Consider the following 16,026-nt stretch of genomic DNA (forward strand, 5'->3'; position numbering starts at 1 on the left):
CTCTCCCCCGCCGACACAGAAGGTCCCACTCCCCATGCAGAACTCCGCCGTCTTCGTGCCCCATTTCCACTGGGACAGGGAGTGGTACGAGCCTTTCCAGGTCTTCCGGCACCGGCTTGTCGCCGCGCTCGACACCGTGCTGGAGACGGCCGAGGCGAACCCGGACTTCCGGTTCACCGTCGACGGGCAGATGGCCGCGATCGAGGACTATCTGGAGATGCGGCCGGAGAACCGCGACCGGGTCGTGGCACTGGTCGCCGACGGCCGGCTCGCCATCGGGCCGTGGCTCATCCTGCTCGACGAGTTCCTCTGCTCCGGCGAGACCATCGTGCGCAATCTGCAGATGGGATGGGCGGCCGCGGCGGCTCTCGGCGGCTCGATGCCCATCGGCTATCTGCCCGACATGTTCGGCCATGTCGCGCAGATGCCGCAGATCCTGGCGCGCGCCGGAATCGGGCATGCGGCGCTGTGGCGCGGTGTTCCCGGTTCCGTCGACGGTCACGCCTTCCGCTGGCGCGCTCCCGACGGCTCCGAAGTGCGCACCGAGTTCCTCTTCGACGGCTACGACAACGGCCTCGACGTCCTGCTGGTGCCGGATCAGATCGGGCGCGCGCTGGGCGAGTACGCGGAGATGACTGCCGAACGGTGGGGTGGCGACCCGGTGCTCGCGATGGCCGGAACCGATCACAACGCGCCCGATCCGCAACTCGCGGCCTGGCTGCGGCGCGCGTCCAGCGACGAGCGCCCGATCATCATCGCGACGCTCGACGAGTACATCCGTCAGCACGTACGCGACGAGGTCTCCGCCGTCGTCACCGGTGAGCTGCGCAGCCATGTACGCGGCAACATCCTTCCCGGCGTGCTCTCCGTACGGCTCGCGCTCAAGCAGCGGATGGCCGTCGCCGAGCGCACCGTCGACCACGCCGAGCGGATGAACGCGCTGTGGTCCCGGCGCGACGACTCGCCGTTCCTCTCGCTCGCGTGGCACAAGATCATCGAGTCGAGCGCACACGATTCGGTCGTGGGCTCCGGCACCGACGAGACCGCCGAACAGGTCGAGGCACGTCTCGCCGAGGCCACGCACACCGCGCGGGCGGTCCGGGACGCGGCACTCGCCGAGCCCGCCGCACTGGTACCGAGCGACGGCCATCTGGTCGCCAGCACACTGCCGTTCCCGCGTACGGCACTGGTCGAGGTGGATGTCGTGGCCCCGCCCGGGGGCACCGTTCTGGTCGCGACCGCGGCAGACGGCTCGACGCGTCCGGTACAGCCGGTCTCGGAGGCTCCGACCGTACTGAGCGACGAGCGCATGGACGCCTCGCAGCTCGAACGTGTGCTGCGCCGCATCCACCGCCGCGAACTCTTCGGCCGTCTGATCGACCACTACGAACTCACCCCGGGCTCGCTCGTCTTCCACCTCGCCAAGGTGCCGAGCAGCGGACCGTTCGACCTGCTGATCCTGCGCCGGGAGGTCGCTGCCGCGGCCGCCGCGCATCCTGGCGAGTGGTCGGTGCTGACGCTGGAGGAGGCTCGCGCGACCGCGCTGGTGCCCGTGGATGTCCCCGCCTCCGGGCTCGCGAGTTTCCGGGTCGGACCGGGTGACCGTACCGACACGCCGTCCACGGCGTTCGCACCCGCGACGGCGTCGGCCCGTGCGCTGTCGAACGGACTGGTCGAGGTCGAGATCGCCGCCGACGGCACCCTGGACGTGACCGGAGCCGACGGCACCGTACTGCGCGGGGTCGGCCGCCTTGTCGACGGCGGTGACCGCGGCGACAGTTACAACTACGCCCCACCGGCGCGGGACGTACTCGTGTCGGAGCCGACGGAGGCCACCGTCGAACTCCTCGAGAACGGCCCGCTGCGTTCGAGGATCCGTGTCACCCGCGTCTACGAATGGCCCGCCGCGCTCTCCTCCGACCGCGACCTGCGCGGCGGTACGACCGTGCCGACCCCGGTGGAGACACTCGTCGAGGTACGCGCGGGCGAGCCGTTCGTACGCGTCTCCACTTCGTTCCTGAACCGGTCCGCCGACCACCGGCTGCGTTTCCACGTACCGCTCCCGGAACCCGTGGCCGTGTCGGCGTCCGGCGGGCAGTTCGCCGTCACCGAACGCGGGCTCACCGCCGAGGGGGGCTGGGGCGAATACCCGATCCCGACCTTCCCCGCGGGTACGTTCGTGTCGGCCGGCCCCGCCCATGTACTGCTCGACCACACCACCGAGTACGAACTCGTCGGCGACGGCACCGAACTCGCCATCACACTGCTGCGCGCGATCGGCTCGATCAGCGTCAACATCCATCCGCTCCGTGACGAGCCCGCGGCCGGCGAGATCCCCGCACCTGGCGCGCAGGATCTCGGCGTACGCGTCGAGAACCGATTCGCCGTCGTGCCCTCGGCGACCGGCTGGCAGGGCGCGAACGCGGTGGCTCTCGCCGAGGACTTCCGCAACGACGTACTGGTCGTCCGCGGGACCGCGCCCGCCGGAGCCCAACTGCCCCCCGACACGGCCGGCGTACGGGTCGAAGGCGCGGACATCTTCGTGTCGAGCATCCGCCGCGTCACCGACGACGAGCGCGGTGCCGGTACCGAGGTGCGGCTCGCCGCGATGAGCGACACGGGATCGACCGCCCGGGTGACCGGCGCGTTCACCGAAGCCACCACGGTCGACCTGCTCGGCCGCCCACTCTCCACGACTCCGGTCGCGGACGGACTCGAACTCGCCCTCGGCCCATGGGAGATTCGAACGGTCGTGGTCCGCTAGACATCCACAACCGCGCACAAACCGGCGGACGCCGCCGACGTTCGGATCCCTCTGTCATCAAGAAAGAGTTGTGACCTCGTGCCCTCCGAGCTTTCCGCGTACGTTTCGGACATCACACCAGGGCGTGGCGCGCTGCGCACGGCGCGCTCATGGCTGCACTCCGACGCCCCCTCACGTTCGCTGAACGGGCAGTGGCGTTTCCGGCTGTCGCCGACGGCGGCGGTGGCCGAGGATTTCGCGGCCGAAGGCTTCGACGACAGCGGCTGGGACGGCATCGCGGTGCCCTCCCACTGGGTGCTCCAGGGTGACGGAGCCTACGGCCGGCCGATCTACACGAATGTGCAGTTCCCGTTCCCGATCGACCCGCCCCATGTTCCGGACGAGAACCCCACCGGCGACTATCGCCGCCACTTCGACATGCCCGCCGACTGGTCGGACGCCGAGCGTGTCGTACTGCGGTTCGACGGTGTCGAGTCGCTCTTCAAGCTGTGGGTGAACGGCGACGAGATCGGCAGCGCCGGCGGCAGCCGGCTCGCCCACGAATTCGATGTGACGTCGTCCGTACGCCCCGGCGACAACGTCGTCGCCGTCCGGGTGCACCAGTGGTCGGCGGCCAGCTATGTCGAGGACCAGGACCAGTGGTGGCTGCCGGGCATCTTCCGCGATGTCACCGTGATCGCGCGGCCCAAGGGAGGCATCGAGGACGTCTGGCTGCGCACCGGCTTCGAGAACGGGCGCGGACGGGTCGACACGGAGGTCACCGCCGACCCGGGGGCGTTCCCGGTCACACTGCGCCTCCCCGAACTCGGCATCGAGCAGGTCTGGGCGACGGCGGCCGATGTGGCCCCGCTGGACATCGACGGCGTGGAGCCCTGGTCGGCGGAGCGGCCCCGGCTGTACGACGTCACCGTGTCGACGGCCGCGGAGAGCATCGCCCTGCGCACGGGCTTCCGCACGGTCGAGATCCGCGGCGACCGTTTCCTGGTCAACGGCCGCCGCGTGGTGTTCCACGGCATGAACCGCCACGAGACCCATCCCGAGCGCGGCCGGGTCTTCGACGAGGAGCACGCCCGCGAGGACCTGGCCCGGATGAAACGCTTCAATGTGAACGCGATCCGCACCAGCCACTACCCGCCGCATCCACGGCTGCTCGACCTCGCCGACGAACTCGGATTCTGGGTCGTCCTCGAATGCGATCTGGAGACGCACGGCTTCACCACACTGGACTGGGCCGGCAATCCGAGCGACGATCCGGCGTGGCGTACGGCGTACCTCGACCGCGTCCAGCGCACCGTCGAACGGGACAAGAACCATCCCAGTGTCGTGATCTGGTCGCTCGGCAACGAAGCGGGGACCGGCAGCAACCTCGCCGCGATGTCCGCGTGGGTCCACGCCCGCGACGCCGGGCGGCCCGTGCACTACGAAGGTGACCACACGGGCGAATACACCGACGTCTACTCGCGCATGTACGCGTCGGTGCCCGAAACCGAGCAGATAGGAACCGACGGTTCACGCGCCCCCCTGCTGAACTGCACTCCCGCGCAGGGCGCCCGGCAGCGCACCAAGCCGTTCCTGCTCTGCGAGTACGCCCACGCGATGGGCAACGGGCCGGGCGCGCTCGACGAGTACGAGGCGCTGGTGCACGAACATCCGCGGCTGCACGGCGGCTTCGTCTGGGAATGGCGCGATCACGGCATTCTGACGACGGCCCCGGACGGCACGCCGTACTACGCGTACGGTGGCGACTTCGGGGAGGTCGTGCACGACGGCAACTTCGTGATGGACGGCATGTTGTTGAGCGACGACGTCCCGACTCCAAGCCTGCACGAGTTCAAGGCAGTCGTGCAGCCGGTCCGGTTCACCTTCGACGGTGACCATGTCGCGATCACGAACCTGCGGCACTCGGCCGACACGTCCGACCTGCGCTTCCGCCTGCGCGTCGAGCACGACGGCACGCCCGTGGATTCCGGGGACTTGGCGGTACCCGTCGTCGCGGCGGGCGAGTCGGCGCGTGTGCCGCTGCCGTGGATCCCGGTGTCGCGGGACTCGGAGACATGGATCACCGTTGAGGCGGTACTGGCGGCCGGCACCGCTTGGGCGGACGAGGGGCATGTGATCGCGACGGCCCAACTGGACCGTTCGACGCGCCGTGCCGTGCCCGGCGTCCGGCCCCGGACCGATTGGCGGCGGACCGGCGGAACTCTGGACCTCGGACTGGCCGAGTTCGTCGGCGGGTCCCTCGTACGCCTCGCCGGCCGCGAGGTGGCGGGCCCACGGCTGGAACTGTTCCGTGCCCCGACCGACAACGACGAAGGCACGTCCGGAGAGGTCGAGGACAGCGACGCCGCCGTCGCCGGGGTCTCTCACGCCGAACTGTGGCGTCGCGACGGTCTCGACCGGCTGACCACGCGGCGGGTCTCCGTGGAGCGCACCGCGGACGCCCTGCGTACGGTCGCCAGAGTCGCGGCGGCGAATTCCGCCCTGTCGGTGATGGTGGAGTCCGTCTGGTCGCTCGAAGGCGACGAACTCGAACTGCGGGTGGAGATGGAGCCTTCGAGCGGGTGGCGGACGGTATGGCCCCGGATCGGGATCCGTTTCGATCTACCCGACGGCGCGGCTCCCATCGACGGCGCCGAGTGGTTCGGCCTCGGCCCGCACGAGTCCTACCCCGACAGTCTCCGCGCGGCGCGTACGGGCCGTTTCTCCGCCACCGTCCGCGATCTCTCCGTCGACTACGCGCGGCCCCAGGAGACCGGGCACCGCTCCCAACTGCGCCAACTGGCGCTGACGAGTGGCAGCACAACCGCGCTGCGTGTCATCGCGATCCCGGACACGCGCGGACGCCGCCCCGGCTTCACACTGAGCCGCCACACCCCACAGCAGATCGCCCGGGCCGGACACCCGTTCGAGCTTCCGCGTTCAACAACGAGCCATCTGTTCGTCGACGCCGCCCAGCACGGGCTCGGCTCGCGGGCCTGTGGACCTGATGTGCGGCCCGAGTTCGCACTCCGCCCGGAGTCCCGCACGATCAGGCTGCGCTTCACGGCCGGCTGATTCGGTTCGCGGCCGGCTGACCGGGCGGTCCGCTCCGTCCCCTGTCTCGACGGACGGGGTCTCCGTTGCGTGCGGGACACATGCACTGTGATGATGTGTCACGTCCGGGGCGCCGAAGGGGGATGGCCATGGCAGTGGAACTCGCCAAGATGGTACGGCAGTTGCGTGCGGAGCTCACCGAGGCGATGCGCGAGGGGGAGAACGCGGACCTGCGGTTCGAACTCGGCCCGGTGGAGATGGAATTGACCATCGCGGTGGAAAAGGAAGCCGGGCCGGGGGCGAAGGTCAGGTTCTGGGTGGTGGAACTGGGAGCGGACGCCAGAGTCGCGCACCACACGACACAGCGGATCACCTTGACATTGGATCCCCGGCGGGCCGGAGAGCCTGACCGCCGGCCGTTGATCTCCGGTACCGAGGTGGACGGCGAACGGTGACCCCGCACGCGCTCGACCGGGCCAGGGTGGCTGAACTCATCGTGGACCGCGGCGCCGGTCGAGGGCGCCGCGGCTCGGGTTATCTGGTCGCCCCGGGAAGGATACTGACCGCGGCTCATGTGGTTGAGGGCGCGGAGTCGGTGAACGTCCGCTTCGAGCCCGATCTCCCCGGGGAGTGGAGTGCGACCGCGACCACGTGGTGGGCGGACTCCGGCTCGGACCTGGCGGTCGTCTCCATAGCGCAACGGCCGGACAGACAAGTGCCCGACGCCCAGTTCGGGCAGATCGCGAACCACCCCCACGTACTGGAAGTACAGGCGGTCGGCTTCCCGCGGTGGAAGCTGCGGGACGACGACCGCACGGCGTCGGATCCGGTACGGGAGCGTACGCGGTACCGGGACGCCCATCACGCCGTGGGCTCCGCGGCGGTGCTGTCGAACTGGCGGGAGGGTTCACTGGAGGTGACGATCCCCGTGGCGCCCGCGGCCGAGGAGCCGCACGGCGGTCCGTCGCCCTGGGAGGGCATGTCGGGCGCGGCACTGTGGGTCGGCGACAGAATCGTGGGGGTCATCAGCAAGCACCATCCCAGGGAGGGACTGGGCCGTCTGGCGGCCGTACGGCTCGATCACGCTCTCGACGGAGGCCTTGAGCCCGACCAGAAGTCCCGGCTGCGGGCACTGCTCGCGCTGCCCCGGGACGCCGATGAGCTTCCCCTGACGTCGGGCGACGGGGCGTCCGATCCCGCTGAGGCGTTCACGGCCAGATACCGCCGGTTCATGGTCGGCACGCTCGACCGCTTCGACTTCTTCGCGGTGGATCCCCGCGGCATCCCGCGCAGACAGCCGTTCACCATGGGCTACGTACCTCTGACGCTCAAGCGCCGCGACCGGTCGGACGACGCGACGGTCAGCGTCGGAGCGCGGGCCGACCGGGAGCTGCGTTCGCACCGGCGTGCGTTGATCCGCGGTGTGGCCGGGGCCGGCAAGAGCACGCTCATGCGCTGGCTCGGCGCCGTCGCGGCGGGCGGTGTCCGTACCGACGGGGCGTACGGGCCCGACGACCCGGCACGGAGCGCCGGAGCTGACGAGTTCTCGGCCGTGCCGTTCCTTCTGGAACTCGTACGGTTCGCCGGTGGCCGCCCGCCTAGCCTGTCCGAGCTTGTCGCGGAGACGCTCCGCCCGGAGATGCCCGACGGCTGGGTCCGGAAGACGCTGGCGGAGGGCAAGGTACTGCTGCTGCTCGACGGGCTCGACGAGGTACGCCCACGTGAACGCGTACACCTTGAGGAGTGGGTGGACGAGCAGCTCTTCTCGTATCCCGACACCCGGTGCATCGTCACCACCCGCCCGTCCACCGTGGCCGAACAGTGGTGGGCGGACCGCGGTTTCGAGAGGTTCGACCTGCTCCCGATGAGCCGGCACAGTGTGGACCGGTATGTGCGCGGGTGGCACAAGAAGGCACGGGACGACCAGCCCGACACGCCGGGAGGCATGGAGGTCCGGAAGGAGCTGGAGCGGTGTGAGCAGGGTCTGCTGTCCACACTGTCCAACCGGCCGGCGCTCCGGGGGATGAGTGCGAATCCGCTGCTGTGCGGCCTGTTGTGCGCGCTGAACCTGGAACGCGGCGAGCACCTGCCGGAGAGTCGCAAGCAGATCTACGACGCGGCCGTGGACCTGCTCCTGGTGCGCTGGCCCCATCTGCGCCGCCGGCATCGCGCCGAGGTGCAACCCGGTGGGACCGCCGGCACGGCCAGCATGGGACCGGACAGCGGCGATCCGCCGCTGCGCGACGAGGAACTGCTGAAGCTGCTCCAGCGGCTGGCGTTCTGGCTGGTCACCAATCGCCGCCTGATCCTGGACCACGACGTCGCCGAACGCCGTGTGGCGGCGAGTCTCTTCGGCCTGCGCAGTGGCAGTGAGAGCCCGCGGCGGACGCTGGAGTACCTCGCCCATGAGAGCGGCCTGCTGCGTGAACTGCCCGACCGCTCCATTGAGTTCGTCCATCGCACCTTCCGTGACCATCTCGCGGCCAAGGAGGTGGTCGAGGAGGAAAATCTCAACCTGATGCTCGACAACGCCGACAAGCCGCACTGGCACGACGTGGTGGTGATGGTCGGCGCACACGCACGCCCCACCGAGCGGACGAGGGTTCTGCTGAACCTGCTCGAACGCGGCAGATCGGAACCCGAGCACCGTGACACCCTGTACCTCCTCGCCGCCGCTGTTCTGGAGCAGAGCGCCGTACTGCCGCGCCAGGACCCGAACTCACCCGATGTGCGTGCCCTCGTGGCCAGGGCGATGGCCGAACTGATCCCGCCACGGACCACGGCCGCCGCGGACCAGTTGGCCGCGGCCGGCCCGTTCGTCCTCGACCTGCTGCCCGCCCCCGGGGACCTCCCCGCGGAACAGGGCGCGCTGGTGGTACGGGCCGTGGCACGGATCGCCGCGCAGTGGAACCCACCGGGAGCCATAGACAAGATCCTTCAGTTCACCGCGAAGCCGGACAACCGGTCGATCAGCGAGCTGCTGGAGACCTGGGGCCGGCTCGGTGACTACGAGGTGTACGCGCGGGACGTGCTCAGCGAGATCGACTTCAGCCGTTTCAGCGTCCACTTGCAGAACCCCCGCCGGATCGAACGTATCGGGCACCTCAAGACCATCACGGACCTGCAGATACGCAACGACGTATTCGATCTGACCCCGCTCGCCGAGCTGCCTCTCCTGCGCCGCCTCACCCTGCGGGACAACGGGGTGACCCCGTTGGAACAACTGGAGAACGTCCGGTCGCTCAAGGTGCTGGTGCTGGACCGGTGCTCAAGGCGGGCGGGGACCCGGCCCCTGGACCTGTCCCCCCTGGGCAGCCTCCGGCTGCGCCGGCTCGTCATCTCCGGGCTCACCACACCCGTCGACCTGACATCCCTCGCCGGAGTCAGGCTGGACAGCCTGCGGCTGAGCGCGCGGCCGAGCGGCACACGGGCTCTGCCGGCCGGTCTGCACGTGCGCCACCTCAGTCTGGTGGCCGGCGCGCGCCGGACGAGGTTCGCCGCGGTGGGCGGCGTCCGCTCCATCCTCCTCGACCGGGTGCCGGACGAAGCCGAACTCGCCGCTCTCGCCGGGATGGAAGAGCTGCGGCGGCTCATCCTCTGGCGGGTACCGCCGACAACCCCTGTTCCGGCGCTGCCCGGTGTCACGGTGACGGTCTGTCCGGCTCCCGACGCGGAACGGCGCCGACAAGCCGGATAGAAGCGGGTTCCGCCGAAAAAAGTCCGGGCCGGTGCGGGATTGACTTGTTGTGTCCGGTGTCCGGTGTTCCCGGCGCCGAACGGACGGGTTGTGTTGTCGTCGGCCCCGTGACCGGTGGCCGGAACAGACGGTCCGGAGGGTCGCGCCGAGGCGGATCCGGCCCGGCGGAGCGCCGTGGCCTGCGAATTGTTGCCTAAGCTTTTGACATCACCGGGCTTGGCAAGGGCCGTTTGCCGGAGCAGCGTGTACGACGGACCGGGCGGTCGGCGGCGATCACACCAACCAGGCAGGTGTACGCACTCGTTGAGGACCGCACGGTCCGCCGCGCCTTCAGGTGGCCCATGGCGCGGCGAGCCGCTCCATAGGAAGAGATCGACGTGGAACAAGTCAGTGGAAACTACTACCCGGGTATCACCCTGGAGTCGCTGATGCCGGAGCCGCTGCTCGGGCGTGAGTACCAGGACCGCCCGGACCTCGTGCACGAGCGCTTACGCCAACGGCATGGCGCCGTTGCTCCCGTGGACCTGTTGGGTGTGCCCGTCTGGCTGGTGCTGGGATATCCGGAAGCCTTGTACATACTCCAGAACGACGCGTTGTGGCCCAAGGGCATACACCACTGGCGTGCCCGCAACGAGGGCCGTGTGCCGCACGACTGGCCGGTTGCCCCCGCGCTGACGGCCGAGAACATGATGGCGCGTGGCGGCTCCGGCCATGCCACGTACAGGGCCGCCTGGGACTCGGCCCTCAAACCGTTCCAGGAACCGGGCCATCCGCAGACCCGCAGGCTCAAGGAGAACATCCGCAGGACCGCCAACGAACTGATCGGGTTCATCGCGCAGGGCGGCAGAACGGGTACGGCGGACCTGGCCGCGCAGTTCTCCCGGCCGCTGCCCCTGATGGTCGCGGGCGAGCTTCTGGGCGCGTCGGGATCCCAGAACGACCAGGCCCTGATGGACATCTGGCGGATCCTCGACGCGGGACCCGACTCGGCCGAGGCCTCAGCGCGGGTGCTCGCCGCCATGGCCGAGCTGGGTGAGCAGAAGCGGAGGCGGCCCGGCGAGGACTTCCCCTCGTACATGCTGGCGGCGCAGCCCAATCTGACGACCTCGGAGCTGGCCCATGAACTGACCATGCTCATGGGGATGGTCGCGGACCACGGAGGCATCCTCATAGCCAACTCGGTCGTGGAGATCATCACCGGCGACGGCCGCGCGCGGGCGAGCCTGTCGGCCGGCATGATCCGTGAGGCCGTCAACCATGTCGTCCTGCGCAAGCCGCCGTTGTCCAACTTCGTACCGCGGTTTCCGCTCAGGGACCAGCGGCTGGGCGAGTACATCATCCGGGCGGGCGAGCCCGTATGGATCGCCACAGCCGCCACCCACGCGGATCCGCGCTTCGCGGACGGCACTTCGGCGAACAGGGCGACCAGCACGCGGGCCCATCTCTCGTGGGGTGCCGGCCCGCGCCAGTGCCCGTCGCGCGAACTCGCCACCACCATCACGACCCTGGCCCTTGAGAGCCTGTTCGAGCAGTTCGAGCACCTTGAACTGGCCGTGCCGGTGGACCAGCTCCCCTGGCGCTCCTCCCCGTTCGTACGCGGGCTGCGGGCCCTGCCGATCAGGTACCGGCTCCGTGACGGCTACGAGATCCCGGCACCCGCGCCCGCCCTGCGGACGGGCAGACACCGGGCAGCGGAGGCGGAGGTGGCGGATTCGTCGTCCACACTGCGGCAGTTCCTCACCGGTCTGGTCACGGGGAAGATCGATCCGGACGCCTTCTAGTACTCAGGGCTGGTGCGAGGGCAGGAGGCCGGCGGCGCGCAGATGGGCCCGGGCTCCGGCGATGGCCTCCGGGGTCGTGGCGTACTCCCGGCCCTCCTGCCGCAGCAGGTCCAGCGCGCCGACCGAGTCCAGGGCCCGGCGCTGGCCGGGGCGGATCCCGGAGGTCATCACCGCGATACCGCGCCGGTTCAGCTTGTGGACGGCGTCCTTGAGGACGAGCGCGCCGGTGGCGTCCATCGTGGTCACCCGGGACATCCGCAGGATCACCACCCGGACGTCGGCGACCTCGGAGAGTTCCAGCAGGAAGCGGTGGGCACCGGCGAAGAACAGCGGTCCGTCGATGCGGTAGGCGACGATGTGCTCGGCCAGCAGGGCGTGTTCCTCGTCGCTGTGCTCGCCGGGCAGATCGGAGCGGAAGTCGACCTGGTCCATCCGGGCGTGCTTGGCGACCGCCCGCAGCGCCAGTGCTCCGGCGACGGCCAGGCCGGTGATCACCGCGTACACCAGGTCCAGGGCGAGTGTCGCGGCGGCGGTGAGCACCAGGACGACGGCGTCGGAGCGGGTGGCCCTGGCCATCGCCCGCAGGGAGCCGACCTCGACCATCCGGATCGCGGTGGCGATCAGCACGCCGGCCAGCGCGGCGAGCGGAATCCTGGAGACCAGCGGGGCGGCGGCGAAGACGATCACCGCCAGCACCACGGCGTGGGTGAGCGCGGCGAGCCGGGAGGAGGCGCCCGTACGGACATTGACCGCCGTACGGGCGATCGCGCCGGTCGCCGGTACGCCGCCGAACAGCGGTGCCGCGATGTTCGCCAGGCCTTGCCCGAACAGTTCCCGGTCGGGGTCGTGCTTCTCCCCGACCGTCATGCCGTCCGCGACCTGGGCTGACAGCAGCGATTCCAGGGCGGCGAGCGCGGCCACCGCGACCGCGGGCGCCAGCAGGGAGGGGAGCGCGGACGGGTCGAGGAAGGTGAGGGAGGGAGCGGGGAGCCCGGCGGGCAGGGCCCCGATCGTGGGTACGGAGTCCGGGCTCAGGGCCTGGGCCGCGATCGTCGCGGCGATCACCGCCACGATGGAGAACGGAACGGTGGGGCGCCAGCGGGCCCCGGCCAGCATGGTCACCGCCACCGCGGCGGCCAGCAGGACGGCGGTCCAGTTCGGGGACCGTACGAATTCCTCGACGGCCCGGCCGGCCACCACCAGGACCTTGTCGCCCTCCGGCGGGGGCGACACCGAGGGCGTTCGGGATCTGCTGGAGACCGATCACGCAGGCGATGCCGAGGGTGAAGCCCTCCACCACCGAGGCGGGGATGTAGGCCGTACAGCGCCCGGCCCGTATCAGGGCGAGGACGAGCAGCAGCAGACCGGCGATCAGTCCGACGGTCAGCACACCGCCGGTGCCGTGTGCGGCGACGATGGGCACGAGGACGACGGTCATCGCGCCCGTCGGTCCGGAGACCTGAAGATTCGATCCGCCGAACACCGCAGCCAGGGCGCCGGCGACCACGGCCGTGACCAGGCCCGCCTCAGCGCCCAGGCCTGAGGCGACGCCGAAGCCGAGCGCCAGTGGCAGCGCGACGATCGCCACGGTCAGACCGGCCATCAGATCCCGGCGGGGGCCCCGGCGCATGGCGGCGAGATCATCGCGTACGGGCAGGAGGGAACGCAGCCGGGCGAGACCCCGGGCGGCGGGCGTGCTCACTTGGCCGGGACCTCGGCTTCCCGCAGCTCGGCCAGCAGTTCGTTCTGCCCGGCGAGCATCTCGGTGAGGATCCGGCGGGCCGCGCGCATCAGCTCGGCCACGTCTCCGCCGGCCAGTTCGTAGACCACGGTGGAGCCTTCGCGGGTGGAGGTGACGATCCCGGAGCGGCGCAGGACGGCGAGCTGCTGCGACAGTGCGGCGGGCTCGATCTCGATCTCCGCCAGCAGACCGCGGACCGGCATGGGCCCGTCCTGGAGCAACTCCAGCACCCGGATACGGACCGGGTGGCCCAGCATCCGGAAGAACTCCGCCTTCGCCTGATACAGCGGGACCGGCATGGTGACTCTCCTACCTGTTGTGATCCGCATCGCCGGCCCCTTCCGCGCACGGGCCGGTCCCGACGCACGGACCGGTCTCGACGTCGTGCTCGTCGGCCACCGCCAGGGCATCGTCCAACTCGTCCTGCGCCAGGGCGACTTCATACGCGTCCCCGCCTCCCACGGCGGTCTCCAGCGCCACCCGAGCCTGCCGCACGCGCTCCCGCACGGCCGCGAAGAACTCCCCGCCCACCTGATCTCCCAATCCCGTACGCCGCGTACAGAGGGCACGTACCGAGTTCATGATGTAGCCAATTGCAGAACTTTGCAATTTACGTTGACCAGGGCCATCGCAAGCCGTCACACTCGGTAGCTATGGATGCGGGCTTAGCCGCTGTGTGCGGGGCGTTGGCCGGGGCGTTGGCCACCATCGGGGCGGCGCTCACCGCCGGGAGGGCGCAGCGGGAGGCGGCCCGGATCGCCGCGCGGGCGGAGCATCAGCGGCAGCGGCGTCAGCCGCGGGAGGGCGCGTACCGGGAATTCATCGCCGCCACGGAAGCGCTGCGCAAGGCGATCGGACAGAGGGATCTGGGCCCCTACAAGGTCACCACCTTCACCAGCGCCTATGTGTACGAGTGCCGGACGCACGCCGCGAGCGTCGCGTCGCTCTGGCTCGATATCGCGCTGGCCGGCCCCAAGGACGCCTCCGCGGCGGCGGCCGATGTCGCCCGTACGGCCAATGTGATCTCCAGCCTCTGCGCCGAACTTGAGGCCATAAGAGAAGACCACGAAGCGAATCCGTCCCGGAAACTGCCACCGGAGGTGGACGCCCTGCTCGCCGGATTCGAGCTGACGGTTCAGCCCATGGAACAGAGCCTCTCGAAGTTCATCGGCACGGCGCGGGACGCCCTGGACGACAACGGGTCTTGACCCCCCGGCACACAGACGTAAAGCGAACGGCAGGCAAACGACTTTCGAAGGAACACGGAAAGGTGTTCCAATGCGCTCCCCGGCTCCTTATCGTGACGCGCCATCACGTATACAAACGCGCGTGCGCGTACGGGGGACAAACATATGGATGAGTGGCTGACTGCCGACAACATATTGGCCACGATCTTCGCGATCTTCAGTCTGGCCGCGTCGGCCGTTACGATCTGGTACCGGCCACGGGCCCAGCACCGTAAACGGATCGGGTACCGCGTCCAGATGGACACGCCTTTCGGCAAGAGCAACGACGACGGTGACGAAGCGGCGTTGACCACTGTCCGCATCGGCGCCTTCGGCAACTTCCTTGAGGGCATGGACGATGCCACCGTCGTTCTGATCCGTATCGAGAACGACGGCGCGGAGACCATCGCCGAGTCCGACTACACCAGCCGGGACGCGCTGCACGGCCTCACCGTCGTCTTCCACGGCCGCACCGTGCGCGGTGTCGCCGTCACCCAGCCCGACGTCAACGACGAATATCTGCTGGAGCATTTCGTACCCGCAGGACCGGCGGGTCTCCACTCGTCGGGCAGGAAGATCTTTCTTCCCCCGGTCCCGCTCAACCGGAACCAGCACTTCAAGCTTCTGGTGCTGCTCACCGGCGGTCCCGTCAACTCCGATGTACGGATCACGGGCGGCCTTCAGGGCGGTGACGTCGTACGGAACAAGGGCGTGTCCATCGACGAGGAACTGCCCCTCTTCAGCCGGCAGGCCAAATGGATCACCGCCGCCCTCTCGCTCTCGGTGTCGGTGCTGGCGGCGACCATCGCATGGCCCCAGGCCATCGTCCCGCCGCGCGGCTGTGAGACGGGCAGGCTCACCGTGGTCGGCTCCACGGCCTTCCAGCAGGCGGCGAAGGCCCTGAAGGCGGCCTACGAGAAGGACTGCCCCGGCTCGGAGATCAACCTCGCCATGACGGGTACCGCGGACGGGCTCGAAGCCCTGACCAGGGCGGGCGAGAAGACGAAGGGCAGGTCCCCTGCCGTGATCGCCTTCTCCGACGGGCTCAAGACCGAATCTTCTCGATACGTCGAGCTGGAGGGGAATTTCGTGGCGATCTCCACCTTCGCGCTCGTGGCGAATTCCTCCGTCGGACTTCCGGAGAAGGGGCTGAAAAGCGAGCAGGTACGGCAGATCTTCACCGGCGAACTCACCGACTGGTCACAGGTCGGCGGCAGCCCCGGGCCGATAAAGCTGGTCACCAGGGAGGGTGACTCCGGCACCCAGGAGATCTTCGAACGGAAGATCCTCATGGGTGCGAAGACGGTCGCCGACAACTCGGTGGACTGCGAGACGCTCAAAGCGGCGGACAAGAACGACCCGATCGTCCATTGCCAGCAGGACACCACGAACGAGGTACTGCGCGCCGTGTCGGAGACCAGGGGCGCGCTCGGCTACAGCGAACTGAACTCCTTCGAGAAGTTCCCGGAAAAGAACGCCATGGGCGTGCTGTCCCTGGACGAGCAGAAACCGCCCTCCACCGACGACATCCCCACCAGCACATACATATTCACCGAGGTCGAATACGCCTACACATACCGGGACCCGTCGGTTGGATCACTGACCCAGAGTTTTCTGGACTTCGTGACCCTGGAAAGCGGGCAGTCCATCGTCGAGCACGCGGGGCACGCCCCGTGCGAGCGCGCCGAGATGCGGATCGAGATACGGGACGAGATGCAGGAAAGGTGCCAGCAGGAGAAGAACGAGCAACTGGAGGCACGTGGCTAGGGCGTGGGGCCGGTCCC

The 16,026-nt window shown here is 69.5% G+C and carries 9 protein-coding genes and 1 pseudogene; 7 read left to right on the plus strand and 3 right to left on the minus strand.

Annotated features, from left to right (window positions below; all coding sequences use genetic code 11):
- The first annotated feature begins 34 nt into the window (after positions 1–34).
- From KQY30_RS00410 to KQY30_RS00430, 5 genes are all read left to right on the plus strand, one after another.
- A complete protein-coding gene (locus KQY30_RS00410; RefSeq protein WP_217305017.1) occupies positions 35–2,764 on the plus strand; it encodes a glycoside hydrolase family 38 C-terminal domain-containing protein in 2,730 nt (909 codons plus the stop codon).
- A 78-nt stretch (positions 2,765–2,842) separates the two neighbouring features.
- Positions 2,843–5,818, plus strand: a complete 2,976-nt coding sequence (locus KQY30_RS00415; RefSeq protein WP_217305018.1) for a glycoside hydrolase family 2 TIM barrel-domain containing protein — start codon at positions 2,843–2,845, stop codon at positions 5,816–5,818.
- A gap of 128 nt (positions 5,819–5,946) precedes the next feature.
- Positions 5,947–6,252 carry a trypco2 family protein gene (locus tag KQY30_RS00420; protein WP_217305019.1) on the plus strand — a complete coding sequence of 102 codons (306 nt, stop codon included), beginning with the start codon at positions 5,947–5,949 and terminating at the stop codon, positions 6,250–6,252.
- Complete coding sequence (locus KQY30_RS00425) at positions 6,249–9,494, plus strand: serine protease (RefSeq protein WP_217305020.1); 3,246 nt, start codon at positions 6,249–6,251, stop codon at positions 9,492–9,494. The genes KQY30_RS00420 and KQY30_RS00425 overlap by 4 nt, the downstream gene beginning before the upstream one ends.
- A gap of 428 nt (positions 9,495–9,922) precedes the next feature.
- Positions 9,923–11,275 (plus strand): cytochrome P450, encoded by a 1,353-nt coding sequence (locus KQY30_RS00430; RefSeq protein ID WP_217310645.1) that lies wholly within the window; start codon positions 9,923–9,925, stop codon positions 11,273–11,275.
- A 3-nt stretch (positions 11,276–11,278) separates the two neighbouring features.
- Here the strand turns inward: KQY30_RS00430 and KQY30_RS00435 are convergent.
- The 3 genes and pseudogenes from KQY30_RS00435 to KQY30_RS00445 all read right to left on the minus strand — a co-directional run bounded on the left by KQY30_RS00435 (position 11,279) and on the right by KQY30_RS00445 (position 13,598).
- Positions 11,279–12,905: pseudogene (locus KQY30_RS00435) on the minus strand (SulP family inorganic anion transporter).
- A 68-nt stretch (positions 12,906–12,973) separates the two neighbouring features.
- Positions 12,974–13,315: a metalloregulator ArsR/SmtB family transcription factor gene (locus KQY30_RS00440; protein WP_046509512.1), complete on the minus strand. Its 342-nt coding sequence runs from the start codon at positions 13,313–13,315 to the stop codon at positions 12,974–12,976.
- Between the two features lie 10 nt (positions 13,316–13,325).
- Positions 13,326–13,598: a hypothetical protein gene (locus tag KQY30_RS00445; RefSeq protein WP_217305021.1), complete on the minus strand. Its 273-nt coding sequence runs from the start codon at positions 13,596–13,598 to the stop codon at positions 13,326–13,328.
- Positions 13,599–13,669: 71 nt separating this feature from the next.
- Between KQY30_RS00445 and KQY30_RS00450 the strand changes: the two genes are divergently transcribed.
- Both KQY30_RS00450 and KQY30_RS00455 read left to right on the plus strand, forming a co-directional pair.
- Positions 13,670–14,224: a hypothetical protein gene (locus KQY30_RS00450; protein WP_217305022.1), complete on the plus strand. Its 555-nt coding sequence runs from the start codon at positions 13,670–13,672 to the stop codon at positions 14,222–14,224.
- 144 nt (positions 14,225–14,368) lie between these two features.
- On the plus strand, positions 14,369–16,009 hold the full coding sequence (locus tag KQY30_RS00455) for a PstS family phosphate ABC transporter substrate-binding protein (RefSeq protein ID WP_217305023.1): 1,641 nt from the start codon (positions 14,369–14,371) through the stop codon (positions 16,007–16,009).
- Positions 16,010–16,026 lie beyond the last annotated feature (17 nt).

Source organism: Streptomyces sp. GMY02 (assembly GCF_019056675.1).
Taxonomy (GTDB): domain Bacteria; phylum Actinomycetota; class Actinomycetes; order Streptomycetales; family Streptomycetaceae; genus Streptomyces; species Streptomyces odonnellii.

What these genes read in the sequence shown, in the direction of transcription:
- KQY30_RS00410 (WP_217305017.1), top strand. Translation starts at nt 35, where the DNA reads ATGCAGAACTCCGCCGTCTTCGTGCCCCATTTCCACTGGGACAGGGAG.
- KQY30_RS00420 (WP_217305019.1), top strand. Translation starts at nt 5,947, where the DNA reads ATGGCAGTGGAACTCGCCAAGATGGTACGGCAGTTGCGTGCGGAGCTC.
- KQY30_RS00430 (WP_217310645.1), top strand. Translation starts at nt 9,923, where the DNA reads ATGCCGGAGCCGCTGCTCGGGCGTGAGTACCAGGACCGCCCGGACCTC.
- KQY30_RS00440 (WP_046509512.1), bottom strand. Translation starts at nt 13,315, where the DNA reads ATGCCGGTCCCGCTGTATCAGGCGAAGGCGGAGTTCTTCCGGATGCTG.
- KQY30_RS00445 (WP_217305021.1), bottom strand. Translation starts at nt 13,598, where the DNA reads ATGAACTCGGTACGTGCCCTCTGTACGCGGCGTACGGGATTGGGAGAT.
- KQY30_RS00450 (WP_217305022.1), top strand. Translation starts at nt 13,670, where the DNA reads ATGGATGCGGGCTTAGCCGCTGTGTGCGGGGCGTTGGCCGGGGCGTTG.
- KQY30_RS00455 (WP_217305023.1), top strand. Translation starts at nt 14,369, where the DNA reads ATGGATGAGTGGCTGACTGCCGACAACATATTGGCCACGATCTTCGCG.